This window comes from Pseudomonas bananamidigenes (assembly GCF_001679645.1).
In the GTDB taxonomy this organism is placed as follows: Bacteria; Pseudomonadota; Gammaproteobacteria; order Pseudomonadales; family Pseudomonadaceae; genus Aquipseudomonas; species Aquipseudomonas bananamidigenes.
The window spans coordinates 1-14,157 of the sequence record NZ_LRUN01000092.1 but is presented as its reverse complement, the minus strand read 5'-3'; the positions used below and the strand labels follow the sequence as shown (position 1 = coordinate 14,157).

At 61.1% G+C, this 14,157-nt stretch carries 12 protein-coding genes and 1 pseudogene; 7 read left to right on the top strand and 6 right to left on the bottom strand.

What is annotated here, in order from left to right; genetic code table 11:
* Positions 1–11 precede the first annotated feature (11 nt).
* A complete protein-coding gene (gene algW / locus BBF94_RS25875) occupies positions 12–1,172 on the bottom strand; it encodes a Do family serine endopeptidase AlgW (protein WP_065261763.1) in 1,161 nt (386 codons plus the stop codon).
* Positions 1,173–1,275: 103 nt separating this feature from the next.
* Here algW and BBF94_RS25870 point away from each other — a divergent pair, with 103 nt between their 5' ends.
* The 3 genes from BBF94_RS25870 to cysN all read left to right on the top strand — a co-directional run bounded on the left by BBF94_RS25870 (position 1,276) and on the right by cysN (position 5,009).
* The gene (locus tag BBF94_RS25870) at positions 1,276–2,034 is read left to right on the top strand and encodes a Nif3-like dinuclear metal center hexameric protein (protein ID WP_065261762.1); all 759 of its coding nucleotides are present in this window, start codon (positions 1,276–1,278) and stop codon (positions 2,032–2,034) included.
* Positions 2,035–2,183: 149 nt separating this feature from the next.
* Entirely contained in the window at positions 2,184–3,101 is a 918-nt protein-coding gene (cysD, locus tag BBF94_RS25865; protein WP_007953546.1) for a sulfate adenylyltransferase subunit CysD, read from the top strand.
* 9 nt (positions 3,102–3,110) lie between these two features.
* Positions 3,111–5,009: a sulfate adenylyltransferase subunit CysN gene (cysN, locus tag BBF94_RS25860; protein ID WP_065261761.1), complete on the top strand. Its 1,899-nt coding sequence runs from the start codon at positions 3,111–3,113 to the stop codon at positions 5,007–5,009.
* 126 nt (positions 5,010–5,135) lie between these two features.
* Here cysN and BBF94_RS25855 read toward each other — a convergent pair whose 3' ends face one another.
* The 3 genes from BBF94_RS25855 to BBF94_RS25845 form a co-directional block, all read right to left on the bottom strand.
* The gene (locus BBF94_RS25855) at positions 5,136–6,041 is read right to left on the bottom strand and encodes an acyltransferase (RefSeq protein WP_065261760.1); all 906 of its coding nucleotides are present in this window, start codon (positions 6,039–6,041) and stop codon (positions 5,136–5,138) included.
* A gap of 4 nt (positions 6,042–6,045) precedes the next feature.
* Entirely contained in the window at positions 6,046–8,145 is a 2,100-nt protein-coding gene (gene pta / locus BBF94_RS25850) for a phosphate acetyltransferase (protein WP_065261759.1), read from the bottom strand.
* Positions 8,146–8,206: 61 nt separating this feature from the next.
* A complete protein-coding gene (locus BBF94_RS25845) occupies positions 8,207–8,533 on the bottom strand; it encodes a DUF3565 domain-containing protein (RefSeq protein WP_065261764.1) in 327 nt (108 codons plus the stop codon).
* Between BBF94_RS25845 and BBF94_RS25840 the strand changes: the two genes are divergently transcribed.
* The 3 genes from BBF94_RS25840 (at position 8,502) to BBF94_RS25830 (ending at position 10,853) form a co-directional block, all read left to right on the top strand.
* A complete protein-coding gene (locus BBF94_RS25840; RefSeq protein ID WP_065261758.1) occupies positions 8,502–8,987 on the top strand; it encodes an FKBP-type peptidyl-prolyl cis-trans isomerase in 486 nt (161 codons plus the stop codon). The two genes, BBF94_RS25845 and BBF94_RS25840, sit on opposite strands and share 32 nt — an antisense overlap.
* 122 nt (positions 8,988–9,109) lie before the next feature.
* Positions 9,110–9,592 carry a glutathione peroxidase gene (locus BBF94_RS25835; protein WP_065261757.1) on the top strand — a complete coding sequence of 161 codons (483 nt, stop codon included), beginning with the start codon at positions 9,110–9,112 and terminating at the stop codon, positions 9,590–9,592.
* Positions 9,593–9,749: 157 nt separating this feature from the next.
* On the top strand, positions 9,750–10,853 hold the full coding sequence (locus tag BBF94_RS25830) for an NADH:flavin oxidoreductase (protein WP_065261756.1): 1,104 nt from the start codon (positions 9,750–9,752) through the stop codon (positions 10,851–10,853).
* Here the strand turns inward: BBF94_RS25830 and BBF94_RS27405 are convergent.
* Both BBF94_RS27405 and cysZ read right to left on the bottom strand, forming a co-directional pair.
* Positions 10,822–12,041: pseudogene (locus tag BBF94_RS27405) on the bottom strand (glycosyltransferase family 4 protein). The gene BBF94_RS25830 and the pseudogene BBF94_RS27405 sit on opposite strands and share 32 nt — an antisense overlap.
* A 42-nt stretch (positions 12,042–12,083) precedes the next feature.
* Positions 12,084–12,836, bottom strand: coding sequence for a sulfate transporter CysZ (gene cysZ / locus BBF94_RS25820; protein WP_065261754.1), 753 nt, complete (start codon positions 12,834–12,836; stop codon positions 12,084–12,086).
* Positions 12,837–13,148: 312 nt separating this feature from the next.
* Here cysZ and trxB point away from each other — a divergent pair, with 312 nt between their 5' ends.
* Positions 13,149–14,111, top strand: coding sequence for a thioredoxin-disulfide reductase (gene trxB, locus BBF94_RS25815; RefSeq protein ID WP_065261753.1), 963 nt, complete (start codon positions 13,149–13,151; stop codon positions 14,109–14,111).
* Positions 14,112–14,157 lie beyond the last annotated feature (46 nt).

The following is a 14,157-nucleotide window of genomic DNA, read 5'->3' as shown; positions in this document are numbered from 1 at the left end:
TTTTTTTCGCTTCAGTTTTCTTCCTGTTCCTTGACCGGAGCAGGTGGCGGACGCAGACCAATTTCCGCAGTCAGCTTCAACTCCTTGCCATTGCGCATCACCTCGATGGTGACCTTGTCGGTCGGTTTGATCCGCGCCACCTGGTTCATCGACTTGCGGCCATCGCCGGCCGGTTCGCCGTCGATGCTCAGGATCACGTCGCCCAGTTGCAGGCCGGCCTTCTGTGCCGGGCCGTCGCGGAAAATCCCCGCGACCACGATCCCCGGACGTCCGGACAGGCCAAACGACTCGGCCAGTTCCTGCGTCAGCGGTTGTACTTCGATCCCCAGCCAGCCACGAATCACCTGACCGTGCTCGATGATCGATTTCATCACTTCCATCGCCAGCTTCACCGGGATCGCAAAGCCGATGCCCTGAGAGCCGCCGGACTTGGAGAAAATCGCCGTGTTGATGCCAGTGAGATTGCCGTTGGCATCCACCAGCGCACCACCGGAGTTGCCCGGGTTGATCGCCGCGTCGGTCTGGATGAAGTCTTCGTAGTTGTTCAGGCCCAGCTGGTTGCGGCCAGTGGCACTGATGATGCCCATGGTCACGGTCTGGCCGACCCCGAACGGGTTGCCGATGGCCAGTGCGACGTCGCCGATGCGGATGTTGTCGGAGCGACCGACGGTGATCGCCGGCAGGTTTTTCAAGTCGATTTTCAGCACCGCCAGATCGGTTTCCGGGTCGCTGCCGATCACCCGCGCCAGGGTTTCGCGGCCATCCTTGAGCGCCACGACGATCTGGTCGGCCCCGCTGGTCACGTGGTTGTTGGTCAGGATGTAGCCTTCGGGGCTCATGATCACGCCGGAACCGAGGCTCGACTCCATGCGCTTCTGTTTTGGCGAGTTATCACCGAAGAAACGGCGGAACTGCGGATCCTCGAACAACGGATGCGCCGGTTTGGCGATGACTTTGGTGGTGTAGAGGTTGACCACTGACGGCGCGGCAATGACGACCGCGTCGGCATAGGACACCGGCCCCTGTTGCACACTGGTGGTCTGCGGAGCCTGTTGCAGGTTGACGTCGAGACTGGGTAGCCCGACCCACTGCGGGTAACGCTGAATAATCAACAGAGCGATAAGCACGCCGGCCAACAGCGGCCAGCCGAAAAAACGCAGGGCCTTGAGCATTAAGCACGTCCTGGAAAAGTTGCAGGCGGGGTCAGACCGCCCATAATGTCGCGCATTATACGAGGCCGCGCGTGCCTCTGAACGGGATTTTCAGGAGTCTTTCATGGCCGTTGCCCTCAGTACCCTGGTCGAAGAAGCCGACCGCTATCTTGGCAGTGCAAAAATTGCCGATTATTGCCCCAACGGCCTGCAGGTCGAGGGCCGTCCGCAGGTGATGCGCATTGTCAGCGGCGTCACCGCCAGCCAGGCGTTGCTCGATGCCGCCGTCGAGGCCGAGGCCGATCTGATCCTGGTTCACCACGGTTATTTCTGGAAAGGCGAGAACCCGTGCATCACCGGCATGAAGCAGCGACGCCTGAAAACCCTGCTCAAGCATGACATCAGCCTGCTGGCCTATCACCTGCCGCTGGATCTGCATCCGGACGTCGGGAATAACGTGCAACTGGCCCGTCAACTCGACATCACCGTCGAAGGATCACTGGACCCGGACAACCTGAAGATCGTCGGGCTGGTCGGTTCACTGGACGAACCGGTGACCGCGCGCGATTTCGCCCGTCGTGTTCAGGAACGCATGGGCCGTGAGCCACTGCTGGTCGAAGGCAGCGCGATGATCCGTCGGGTCGGCTGGTGCACCGGCGGTGGGCAGGGCTACATCGACAATGCCATTGCCGCCGGCGTCGATCTGTTCCTCAGCGGTGAAGCCTCCGAACAGACGTTCCACAGCGCCCGGGAAAACGACATCAGCTTCATCGCCGCCGGCCACCACGCGACCGAACGCTACGGCGTGCAGGCTTTGGGTGACTATCTGGCGAAGCGGTTTGCCTTGGAACACATCTTCATCGACTGCCCGAATCCGATCTGACTTTCCCCAGAATGCACCCGAACGGGCGGGCATATTCATATGCTCTTTCGTTCTAGTCCGCGCCCTGATTAGAAGAATGGCGCTGTGCTAGGATTCCTCGCTCGAACACGGCCCGCTGGCCGTTCATAAGAAAGCTTTCGTGAGTAGCCATGGTCGACAAACTGACGCATCTGAAACAGCTGGAGGCGGAAAGCATCCACATCATCCGTGAGGTGGCCGCCGAGTTCGACAACCCGGTGATGCTGTACTCCATCGGTAAAGACTCCGCCGTGATGCTGCATCTGGCACGCAAGGCGTTCTTCCCGGGCAAACTGCCGTTTCCGGTGATGCACGTCGACACCCGCTGGAAATTCCAGGAGATGTACAAGTTCCGCGACAAAATGGTCGAGGAACTGGGTCTGGATCTGATCACCCACGTCAACCCGGATGGCGTTGCGCAGGGCATCAACCCGTTCACCCACGGCAGCGCCAAACACACCGACATCATGAAGACCGAAGGCCTGAAGCAGGCACTCGACAAGCATGGTTTCGACGCCGCGTTCGGCGGTGCCCGTCGCGATGAAGAGAAGTCCCGCGCCAAGGAACGCGTCTACTCGTTCCGCGACAGCAAGCACCGCTGGGATCCGAAGAACCAGCGTCCGGAGCTGTGGAACGTCTACAACGGCAAGGTCAACAAGGGCGAATCCATCCGCGTATTCCCGTTGTCGAACTGGACCGAACTGGACATCTGGCAGTACATCTACCTCGAAGGCATCCCGATCGTGCCGCTGTACTTCGCCGCCGAACGCGAAGTGATCGAGAAGAACGGCACACTGATCATGATCGACGACGAGCGCATCCTCGAGCACCTGTCCGACGAGGACAAGGCGCGCATCGTGAAAAAGAAAGTGCGTTTCCGTACCCTTGGCTGCTACCCGTTGACGGGCGCGGTGGAGTCCGAGGCCGAAAGCCTGACGGACATCATTCAGGAAATGCTCCTGACGCGAACTTCCGAGCGCCAGGGCCGTGTCATCGACCACGATGGTGCAGGCTCGATGGAAGACAAGAAACGTCAGGGTTATTTCTAAGGGGCTGTCATGTCGCATCAATCTGATTTGATCAGCGAGGACATCCTCGCCTACCTGGGCCAGCACGAACGTAAAGAGCTGCTGCGCTTTTTGACCTGCGGTAACGTCGACGACGGCAAGAGCACCCTGATCGGGCGCCTGCTGCACGACTCGAAGATGATTTACGAAGATCACCTCGAAGCCATCACCCGCGACTCGAAGAAAGTCGGCACCACCGGTGACGACATCGACCTGGCATTGCTGGTCGACGGCCTGCAGGCCGAGCGTGAGCAGGGCATCACCATCGATGTCGCCTACCGCTATTTCTCCACTGCCAAACGCAAATTCATCATCGCCGACACTCCCGGCCATGAGCAGTACACCCGCAACATGGCCACCGGTGCGTCCACCTGTGACCTGGCGATCATCTTGGTCGACGCCCGCTACGGCGTGCAGACCCAGACTCGTCGCCACAGCTTCATCGCCTCCCTGCTGGGCATCAAACACATCGTTGTCGCCATCAACAAGATGGACCTCAAGGGCTTCGATCAGGACGTGTTCGAGTCGATCAAGGCTGATTACCTGAAGTTCGCCGAAGGCTTGAAGATGCAGCCGACGAGCCTGCACTTCGTGCCGATGTCCGCCTTGAAGGGCGACAACGTGGTGAACAAGTCCGAGCGCTCGCCGTGGTACACCGGTCAGTCGCTGATGGAAATCCTCGAGACCGTGGAAGTGTCGGGCGACCGCAATTTCACCGACCTGCGTTTCCCGGTGCAGTACGTCAACCGTCCGAACCTGAACTTCCGGGGCTTTGCCGGCACCCTGGCCAGCGGCATCGTCAAGAAAGGCGACGAAGTCGTGGTCCTGCCATCGGGCAAGAGCAGCCGTGTGAAGTCCATCGTCACCTTCGAAGGTGAACTGGAACACGCAGGCCCGGGTCAGGCGGTGACGCTGACCATGGAAGACGAAGTCGACATTTCCCGGGGCGACCTGCTGGTACACGCCGACAACGTTCCGCCGGTGACCGACAGCTTCGAAGCGATGCTGGTGTGGATGGCTGAAGAGCCGATGCTGCCGGGCAAGAAATACGACATCAAGCGCGCCACCAGTTACGTGCCGGGCTCCATCGCAAGCATCGTCAACAAGGTCGACGTCAATACCCTCGAAGAAGGCCCGGCGAGCGCGTTGCAACTCAATGAAATCGGCAAGGTGAAGATCGCGCTCGACGCCCCGATCGCCCTCGACGGTTACGACAGCAACCGCACGACCGGCGCGTTCATCGTCATCGACCGCCTGACCAACGGTACCGTCGGCGCCGGCATGATCGTCGCCCAGCCGCTGGCCCATGGCACCACCACCCATCACGGCAAACTGGCCCATGTAGCGACTACCGAGCGCGCCCGGCGTTTCGGTCAGCAACCGGCCACCGTGCTGTTCAGCGGCCTGTCCGGCGCGGGCAAGAGCACGCTGGCCTACGCGGTCGAGCGCAAGCTGTTCGACATGGGGCGTGCGGTGTTTGTACTTGATGGCCAGAACCTGCGTCATGACCTCAACAAGGGTCTGCCGCAGGATCGCGCCGGTCGCACCGAGAACTGGCGTCGTGCCGCGCACGTGGCGCGTCAGTTCAACGAAGCCGGTCTGCTGACGCTTGCCGCGTTCGTGGCACCGAGTGCCGAAGGTCGTGAACAGGCCAGGGATCTGATCGGCAAGGAGCGTCTGCTGACGGTCTACGTCCAGGCCTCGCCGGCCGTCTGCGCCGAGCGTGATCCGCAAGGACTGTACGCTGCCGGGGGCGACAACATTCCGGGTGAGTCCTTCCCGTACGATGTGCCGCTGGATGCCGATCTGGTGATCGATACACAGTCGCTGTCGCTGGAAGAAGGCGTCAAGCAAGTGCTGGATCTGCTGCGCAAACGTGGCGCGATTTAAGCGTTAGCTGCAAAAGAAAAACCGCAGACAAGTGATTGTCTGCGGTTTTTTTTTAGATCGTTCCCACGTCGAGGCGTCGAACCGTCCGCGTGGGAACGATCAGTGCCTCAAGGTGGAAACGATCGGTTAGCGACGATCCGGATACTCGCGATGCATCTGCTCCAGCAACGCATCCTTGTCCTGCCACAGCTGATTGATCCAGCCCTGGAATTGCAGGCGGTATTCGCCGTCCTGGTCGTAGTTTTTGCCGATGAACTGTGGCGGGATGTTCAGTTCTTCAAAATGCACCACCACGTCCCGCACGTTGCCGCATAGCAAATCCCAGAAGCCAGGGCGTCCGCCCGGGTAGTGAATGGTCACGTTGACGATCGACTCCAGCTGTTCGCCCATCGCATCCAGCACGAATGCAATGCCGCCGGCCTTGGGTTTGAGCAGGTATTTGAACGGTGACTGCTGCTGCGCGTGCTTGCCTTCGGTGAAGCGTGTGCCTTCGACGAAGTTGAAGATGCCCACCGGGTTGTCGCGAAATTTCGCGCAGGTCTTGCGGGTGGTTTCCAGGTCTTTGCCTTTCTTTTCCGGGTGTTTTTCCAGATAGGCTTTCGAATAGCGTTTCATGAACGGAAAGCCCAGCGTCCACCACGCCAGGCCGATCACCGGGACCCAGATCAGTTCCTGCTTGAGGAAGAACTTCAGCGGCTGGATACGTCGGTTGAGCACGTATTGCAGCACCAGAATGTCGACCCAGCTCTGGTGATTGCTGGTGATCAGGTACGAGTGCCGGTAGTCCAGGCCTTGCAGACCGCTGAGGTGCCAACGGGTGCGGCGCACCAGGTTCATCCAGCCCTTGTTGTTGCTGATCCAGGCTTCGTGGGTGTGGCTCATCAACCAGCGCGAAGCGCGGCGTGCGAGGTCGAACGGCAGTACTTTGATCAGCGCCACGAGAAACAGGAACGAGCACAGCAGAATCGTGTTCAGCGCCAACAGCAGCGCGGCGATCACGCCGCGCAAAGTGGCAGGGAGAAAAGCCAGCATCGGGTCAGATATCCAGAGGTCGGTTGGCCGCCTGAATGGCGGTCAGGGCGATGGTGTAGACGATGTCGTCGACCTGCGCGCCGCGCGGCAGATCGTTCACCGGTTTGCGCAGGCCTTGCAGCATCGGGCCGAGGCTCACGCAGTCGGCGCTGCGTTGCACGGCCTTGTGAGTGGTGTTGCCGGTGTTCAGGTCAGGGAACACGAAGACCGTGGCGCGGCCGGCCACCGGGCTGTTCGGCGCCAGTTGCCGGGCGACGGTTTCGTTGGCGGCGGCGTCGTACTGCAGCGGCCCGTCAATCAGCAGCGAGTGCTGTTGTTCATGGGCGAGCAGGGTGGCTTCGCGGACTTTCTCGACTTCTTCGCCGGTGGCTGATTCGCCGCTGGAGTAGCTGATCATCGCCACTCGTGGCGTGATGCCGAACGCGGCGGCCGAGTCGGCGCTTTGCAGGGCGATCTCCGCCAGTTCGCTGGCGCTCGGATGCGGGTTCATCACGCAGTCGCCGTAGACCAGCACTTCTTCGGGGAACAGCATGAAGAACACCGACGACACCAGCGTGCAACCCGGCGCCGTCTTGATCAGTTGCAGGGCCGGACGGATGGTATTGGCGGTGGTGTTGATGATGCCGGAGACCAGTCCGTCGACCTCATCCAGCGCCAGCATCATGGTGCCGATCACCACGGTGTCTTCCAGTTGCTGCTCGGCCATCGGTGCATTGAGGCTTTTGCTCTTGCGCAGGGCCACCATCGGTTCGACATAACGCTCGCGGATCAGATCCGGATCGAGGATTTCCAGCCCCGGCGGCAAGACAATACCCTGGGCCCGGGCCACGGCTTCGACGTCCGCCGGTCTGGCCAGCAGCACGCAGCGGGCAATCCCGCGTTCCTGACAGATCGCCGCCGCCTGCACGGTGAGCGGCTCGCTGCCTTCGGGCAGAACGATGCGCTTGTTGGCGGCTTGCGCGCGTTGAATCAATTGATAGCGGAACACCGCCGGCGAGAGGCGCATTTCCCGCGGTGTGCCGCAGCGTTGATGCAGCCAGTTGGCATCCAGATGACTGGCGACGAAATCGGTGATGATCTCGGCGCGTTCGCGGTCATCGACGGGGATTTCCTTGTTCAGGCCGTTGAGCAGGTTGGCGGTGTCATAGGAACCGGTGCTCACCGACAGCACCGGCAGACCGGCCTGCAGCGCGCCACGGCACAGATCCATGATGCGCGGGTCGGGCAGGGTATCGCTGGTCAGCAGCAGGCCGGCCAGCGGTACGCCGTTGATGGCCGCGAGGCTGACGGCGAGGATGATGTCGTCGCGGTCGCCGGGCGTTACCACCAGCACGCCGGGTTTGAGCAGATCCACGGTGTTGCGCATGGTGCGTGCGCAAATGATGGTCCTGGTCATGCGCCGGGTTTCGTAATCGCCGGCATTGAGTACCTGGGCGCCCATCAGGTCGGCGACGTCGCGGGTGCGCGGAGCATTGAGTTCCGGCTGGAACGGGATGCAGCCGAGCAGACGGAAATCACCGCTGCGCAGCAAGGGCGAATGCTCTTTCAGGCGCGCGGCGAAGGCGTCCATGCTTTCGTCGGTCTTGACCTTGTTGAGGATCACGCCGAGGACTTTCGGGTCTTTCGGGCCGCCGAACAGTTGCGCCTGCAACTCGACGCGGCCAGAGAGTTCGGTGAGCACTTCGTTTTCCGGAGCCGAGACCAGAATCACTTCGGCGTCCAGGCTTTTGGCCAGGTGCAGGTTGACCCGCGCCGCATAGCTGGCGCTGCGGGTCGGCACCATGCCTTCGACGACCAGTACGTCCTTGCCGACGGCAGCCTGCTGGTAAAGCGTGATGATTTCTTCGAGCAACTCGTCGAGCTGACCATCGCCAAGCATCCGTTCGACGTGAGCCAGGCCCAGTGGCTGCGGTGGTTTCAGGCCGTGGGTGCGGGCCACCAATTCGGTGGAGCGCTCAGGGCCGGTGTCGCCCGGGTGCGGTTGGGCAATCGGCTTGAAGAAGCCGACTTTCAGCCCGGCCCGTTCCAGCGTACGCACCAGCCCGAGGCTGATGGAGGTCAGACCCACACCGAAATCGGTGGGCGCGATAAAAAAAGTTTGCATGCGGATTCTCTAAGGGTGCATGGCAAGGGCATGGGCCTGTGGCTGGCCTTCCACCGTTTTTTCAGGCGTCAAGGTTAGCGCTAACCGCGCCCTGAGCGCACCAACCGCAAGCAAAGGGTTGGCCTATTTTTTCAATACGTTGCGTTGCGTCCAGCACCCATTCACGCGACTGCCACGGTGGCTGGTGGCGCAGATGCTGGGTATGGCCGCAGGAGAGCTCGGCCACCCAGTGACCATCCTCGTCTTGATGGAAACCGGTGATCGTCGAATCCCGTTTGTCAGGGTTGTGTTCGCTTTCGAGCGATTGCTTCGCTAAACTTGGCCTTTCTATATTCTTATGCAAAAGGTCTCGCCCCATGCTGATCGCCGCCAATAAGGCTGTCTCCATCGACTATACCCTGACCAACGACGCTGGTGAGGTCATCGACAGCTCCGCCGGCGGCGCTCCGCTGGTTTACCTGCATGGCGCAGGCAACATCATCCCGGGCCTGGAAAAAGCCCTGGAAGGCAAGGAAGTCGGCAACGAGCTGGAAGTTTCCGTAGAGCCGGAAGAGGCCTACGGCGAGTACTCGGCCGAACTGGTCAGCACCCTGAGCCGCAGCATGTTCGAAGGCGTCGACGAGCTGGAAGTCGGCATGCAGTTCCACGCATCGGCGCCGGACGGCCAGATGCAGATCGTCACCATCCGTGACCTGGACGGCGATGACGTCACCGTCGACGGCAACCACCCTCTGGCCGGTCAGCGCCTGAACTTCAAGGTGAAGGTCGTTGCCATCCGTGACGCCAGCCAGGAAGAAGTCGCTCATGGTCACGTCCATGGCGAAGGTGGCCATCACCACTGATTTTCTGCGCTAAGCTCAGAGAACTGGAGAGGCGCCCGAGGGCGCCTTTTTAGTCCGCGGCTGTCCCTGGCCGTTTCGCCAGGTGGCTGTTTCGAGTAGAACACGGGAATCTGGAGTCCGTCATGAGTGCTTTTCACGACCTTAAGTTGACAGCCCTGGATGGTCAGGAGCTACCGCTGGCACCCTTCAAGGGCCAAGTCGTGCTGGTGGTCAACGTCGCCTCCAAATGCGGCTTGACCCCACAGTACGCGGCGCTGGAAAACCTCTATCAGCAGTACAAAGGCAAGGGCTTCAGCGTGCTGGGCCTGCCGTGCAACCAGTTTGCCGGTCAGGAACCGGGCAGCGAGCAGGAGATCCAGGAGTTCTGCAGCCTCAACTATGGCGTGAGCTTTCCGTTGTCGAAGAAACTCGAAGTCAACGGTCACGATCGCCATCAGCTGTACCGGCTGCTGGCGGGCGAGGGCGCAGAATTTCCCGGCGACATCACCTGGAATTTCGAAAAGTTCCTGCTCGGCAAGGACGGTCGCGTGCTGGCGCGGTTCTCGCCACGCACGGCGCCGGATGATCCGGCGGTGATCACGGCGATTGAAAAAGCCCTGGGCTGAAACACGAAAATCGCAGCCATCGAGCTGCGATTTTTTTTGCCTGCCTTTTGACCCTTAATCATTCAGATCAATAGTGCTATGAGCCCGTTGGAACTCCGCATATTATCGTCGTCATATGGATCATGTATCCGTCGATGACCTTTTCGTGGAGCCTCCGATGCCCGTTCAAGCCTTGTTCAAACCGTTCCAGCTCGGCACCCTCGAACTGCCGACCCGCGTGGTCATGGCGCCGATGACCCGTTCGTTCTCGCCCGGTGGCGTACCCAATTCCAAAGTGATCGAGTACTACCGTCGTCGCGCGGCGGCCGGTGTCGGCCTGATCATCACCGAGGGCACCACCGTCGGTCACCAGGCGTCCAATGGCTATCCGAATGTGCCTCAGTTCTTTGGTGAGGCTGCACTGACCGGCTGGAAGAAGGTCGTCGACGCCGTGCACGCCGAAGGCGGCAAGATCGTTCCGCAACTGTGGCACGTCGGCAGCGTTCGTCGCATCGGTACCGAGCCGGATGCCAGCGTGCCGGGTTATGGCCCGACCGAGAAGCTCAAGGATGGTCAGGTCGTGGTGCATGGCATGACGAAGCAGGATATTCAGGATGTGATCGCAGCCTTCGCCCAGGCTGCCAGGGATGCCCAAAGCATCGGCATGGACGGCGTGGAAATCCACGGCGCCCACGGTTACCTGATCGACCAGTTCTTCTGGGAAGGCAGCAACCAGCGCACCGACGAATACGGTGGCAGCCTGGCCAACCGTTCGCGTTTTGCCATCGAGCTGATCCAGGCCGTGCGCGCTGCGGTGGGCGAGGGCTTCCCGATCATCTTCCGTTTCTCGCAGTGGAAGCAGCAGGACTACACCGCCCGTCTGGTGCAAACCCCGGAGGCGCTGGGCGAGTTTCTCAAGCCGTTGTCCGATGCCGGCGTGGACATTTTCCACTGCTCGACGCGGCGGTTCTGGGAGCCGGAATTCGACGGTTCCGAACTGAACCTGGCCGGCTGGACCCGCAAGTTGACCGGCAAGCCGACCATCACCGTCGGCAGCGTCGGCCTCGATGGCGAGTTCCTGCAGTTCATGGTCAACACCGACAAGGTGGCGCAACCGGCCAGCCTGGAAAAACTGCTGGAGCGCCTGAACAACGATGAATTCGATCTGGTGGCCGTGGGCCGTGCATTGCTGGTGGATCCGGACTGGGCGCAGAAAGTGCGCGAGGGCCGCGAGCAGGACATTCTGCCGTTCAGCCGTGAGGCGTTGATGACGCTGGTTTGACCGATGCAGGTGCTTGTCGCGAACGTCGCGGCAAGCCACCTGCAGATGGTTTTCAAACTGCTCGATGATCGCCGCCCAGCCTTGCCGACTGGCATGCTGGCGGGCGTTCAGTCGGATGCAGCGCAGGGTTTCATCCTCTTCCAGCAGCCACTGTGCTGCGTCGCAAAATGCTTCTTCATCCCCGGGCATGGCAAGCACGCCGTTGTAGCCGTGGCGAATGTGCTGCGCAGCCGCCGCCTGATCGTAGGCCACCACGCCAAGGCCCGAGGCCAGGGCTTCCAGCACGACGTTGCCGAACGTTTCGGTCATGCTCGGAAACAGGAACAGATCACCGGACGCGTAATGCGCCGCCAAGGCTTCGCCACGTTGCGAGCCGCAGAAAATCGCGTCGGGCAATTCCTTTTGCAGGGCGACACGCTGCGGTCCGTCACCGACGATGATCAGTTTCAGATTGCGCTGTGGATAAGCGCTGGCGAGTTTTTCGAAACAACGCTTGAGCAGACCGAGGTTTTTTTCCGGCGCCAGGCGTCCGACATGAATGACCGCGATATCCTGCTCGCTCAGTCCCCATTGCGCTCGCAAGGCATTCAGGCGTTTGGTCGGGTGAAACAACTGACTGTCGACCCCCCGGGACAGCAACGCCAGACGATCGAAATGCCTGCGTTCCAGTTCCAGACGCTGGCTGACACTCGGAACCAGGGTCAGCGCCGAACGATTGTGGAACCAGCGCAGATAGTGGGTCAGCAAACGCGTCAGCAGGCCAAGGCCGTACTGGTTGGTGTACTGCTGGAAATTGGTGTGAAAACCGCTGACCACCGCGATGCCCAGACGGCGCGCCGCGCGCAGTGCCGACAACCCGAGCGGGCCTTCGGTGGCGATGTACAGCACGTCCGGGCGTTGGCGAGTCCAGCGTCGCAGCAACTTGTGCATCGACGACTGTCCCCATTGCAACCCCGGATAACCCGGCAACGGCCAGCCCCGGCACAACAACAGCCCATCGTCTTCACTGCGCTGTGGATCGTCACCCTGACGCGGCCGCACCAGTTCCACCCGGTGCCCGCGTGCGCGCAAACCGTCGCACAAGCGGCCAAGGGTATTGGCCACGCCGTTGATTTCCGGTGGGAAGGTTTCGCTGATCAGGGTGATGTGCAGAGCTGTCGTCATGGCCTCAGTGTCTGCTGAGGCCATGTCGCGCTTGTGACGTTCGGATGATGGATTTGTGACGTGGGCTCAGCGTTGTGTCACGAGGTTTTCGGCGCCGCGCTCGCGCACCCAGAACAGTGTCGCGCCAGCCACTGCGGCCGGCATCATCAGGATGTTCACTACCGGGATCAGTAGTGCCAGGTAGACGATCCCGCCGAAGCTCATGCTCTGCCAGCGCTTCTGGCGCAGCCAGGCGAGCATCTCGTTCCAACCCAGTTTGTGGTTGTCCGCCGGGTAGTCGATGTACTGGATCGCCATCATCCAGACGCCGAACAGCAGCCACAACGGCGCGGCGACAATGTTGATCATGGGGATGAGCGAAAGGATGAACAGGCCGATGGCGCGGGGCAGGAAGTAGCCCAGTTTGCGCATTTCACGGGCGAGGGTGCGCGGGATCATGGCGATCAGTTCACCCCAGCTGAAGGCCGGGAAATCGTCGGTGCCGCGCACCACGACTTCGACTTTTTCCGCGAGAAAACCGTTGAACGGTGCCGCGATGACGTTGGCCAGCAGGGTGAAGGTGAAAAACACCATCAACACCACCAGTACCACAAACAGCGGCCACAGGATGTAGCTCAGAAAACTCAGCCAGTCGGGGAGCGACGGCATCAGGGAGTCGACCCACAGGCTGAACTGGTGCCCGGCGAAATAGATCAATCCGACGAACAGCACCAGGTTGATCGCCAGCGGCAGCAGCACGAACAGGCGCAGGCCCGGGCTGAGAACCAGTTTGAGGCCTTCGCGCAGGTATTGCGGGCCGGACAGGACAGGGGCGGGCATAGAGTGCTCCGGGCAAGGGAAAACGCGCCGACCTTACCGGCTTTGCATACGCTGTGAAAGCGCGGCGGCGGGATCGACATTCACTGTAACAAAGACGTCCATCTCGTCAGTGTCTCGGCATAGAGACCACCTATGAGCTGGATTGTTAAACCGTATTTCCTTAATCTTGCCCCCCTCGATACGCTGCACCCAACTTTTTACAGGACTGTCGAGCTCACGCCTTCCCAAAGGTTATCCACAGTTCTTTTTTATTCTCGCCGGAAGTCCGGCGTCCGCGCCTGATGTATCGGCCGGTCAACAGGAGACAGGTTCATGTCTGAAGTCCGTCATTCGCGAGTGATCATTCTCGGTTCCGGCCCTGCCGGTTACAGCGCTGCTGTCTACGCTGCCCGTGCCAACCTCAAGCCGCTGCTGATCACCGGCATGCAGGCCGGCGGTCAACTGACCACCACCACCGAAGTCGACAACTGGCCGGGCGACGTCCACGGCCTGACCGGCCCGGTGCTGATGGAGCGCATGCGCGAGCACGCCGAACGTTTTGAAACCGAGATCGTGTTCGATCACATCAACGCCGTGGACTTCGCTTCCAAGCCTTACAGCCTGACCGGCGACAGCGGCACCTACACCTGCGACGCGCTGATCATCGCCACCGGCGCCAGCGCCCGTTACCTGGGCCTGCCTTCGGAAGAAGCGTTCATGGGCAAGGGCGTTTCGGCCTGCGCGACCTGCGACGGTTTCTTCTATCGCAACAAGCCGGTCGCCGTGGTCGGTGGTGGCAACACCGCTGTCGAAGAAGCCCTGTACCTGGCCAACATCGCCAGCAAGGTCACCCTGATCCACCGTCGCGAAACCTTCCGCGCCGAGAAGATCCTGATCGACAAGCTCAACGCCCGTGTGGCCGAAGGCAAGATCGAACTGAAACTGAACGCGACCCTGGACGAAGTGCTGGGCGACAACATGGGCGTGACCGGTGCGCGTCTGAAGAACAACGACGGCAGCTTCGACGAAATCAAGGTCGACGGCGTGTTCATTGCGATCGGCCACACCCCGAACACCTCGCTGTTCGAAGGTCAGCTGGAGCTGAAGGACGGCTATCTGGTGGTTCAGGGCGGCCGTGATGGCAACGCCACCGCGACCAGCGTCGAAGGCATCTTTGCCGCCGGCGACGTGGCCGACCACGTTTACCGTCAGGCCATCACCTCGGCCGGCGCCGGCTGCATGGCGGCACTGGACACCGAGCGTTACCTGGACGGTCTGCAGAACGCTTCGTTCTAAGATCGCAGACAACGCGACATGATCGTTCCCACGCAAAGCGTGGGAA

Coding starts and splice junctions, on each gene's coding strand:
- cysD (WP_007953546.1), top strand. CDS start 2,184: ATGGTCGACAAACTGACGCATCTGAAACAGCTGGAGGCGGAAAGCATC.
- BBF94_RS25840 (WP_065261758.1), top strand. CDS start 8,502: ATGCTGATCGCCGCCAATAAGGCTGTCTCCATCGACTATACCCTGACC.
- algW (WP_065261763.1), bottom strand. CDS start 1,172: ATGCTCAAGGCCCTGCGTTTTTTCGGCTGGCCGCTGTTGGCCGGCGTG.
- cysN (WP_065261761.1), top strand. CDS start 3,111: ATGTCGCATCAATCTGATTTGATCAGCGAGGACATCCTCGCCTACCTG.
- BBF94_RS25830 (WP_065261756.1), top strand. CDS start 9,750: ATGCCCGTTCAAGCCTTGTTCAAACCGTTCCAGCTCGGCACCCTCGAA.
- BBF94_RS25870 (WP_065261762.1), top strand. CDS start 1,276: ATGGCCGTTGCCCTCAGTACCCTGGTCGAAGAAGCCGACCGCTATCTT.
- pta (WP_065261759.1), bottom strand. CDS start 8,145: ATGCAAACTTTTTTTATCGCGCCCACCGATTTCGGTGTGGGTCTGACC.
- BBF94_RS25855 (WP_065261760.1), bottom strand. CDS start 6,041: ATGCTGGCTTTTCTCCCTGCCACTTTGCGCGGCGTGATCGCCGCGCTG.
- trxB (WP_065261753.1), top strand. CDS start 13,149: ATGTCTGAAGTCCGTCATTCGCGAGTGATCATTCTCGGTTCCGGCCCT.
- cysZ (WP_065261754.1), bottom strand. CDS start 12,836: ATGCCCGCCCCTGTCCTGTCCGGCCCGCAATACCTGCGCGAAGGCCTC.
- BBF94_RS25835 (WP_065261757.1), top strand. CDS start 9,110: ATGAGTGCTTTTCACGACCTTAAGTTGACAGCCCTGGATGGTCAGGAG.
- BBF94_RS25845 (WP_065261764.1), bottom strand. CDS start 8,533: ATGGAGACAGCCTTATTGGCGGCGATCAGCATGGGGCGAGACCTTTTG.